Below are 213 nucleotides of genomic sequence, written 5' to 3'. Positions count from 1 at the left end.
AACGCCCCAAATCTGTGAAGAATCGAAAAGAGTTCGGGCATTGGGAACTCGACACAGTTGTTTCTTCTCGAGGCAAGAGTAAAGGTTGTTTTGCGAGCTTTGCAGAACGAAAAAGCCGTATATATATCAATGTCATTAAGTTAAGGGGAAATGAATTCCTATCGTTATATAAAGACGCCTCTTCTTCACATGAAATAGTGTGAAGAAGAGGCG

Annotated in this window: 1 pseudogene; it reads left to right on the top strand. The window is 40.8% G+C overall.

The features are described 5' to 3' along the window. Window positions 1–137 (top strand): annotated as a pseudogene (locus tag ACEN33_RS12630) (IS30 family transposase); the annotation flags it as partial. Window positions 138–213 lie beyond the last annotated feature (76 nt).

Origin of the sequence: Ruoffia sp. FAM 24228 (genome assembly GCF_045528575.1) — a bacterium.
Taxonomy (GTDB): Bacteria; Bacillota; Bacilli; order Lactobacillales; family Aerococcaceae; genus Ruoffia; species Ruoffia halotolerans.
Note: the sequence above shows the minus strand (reverse complement) of the source record. Positions and strands in the feature narration are given on the sequence as shown.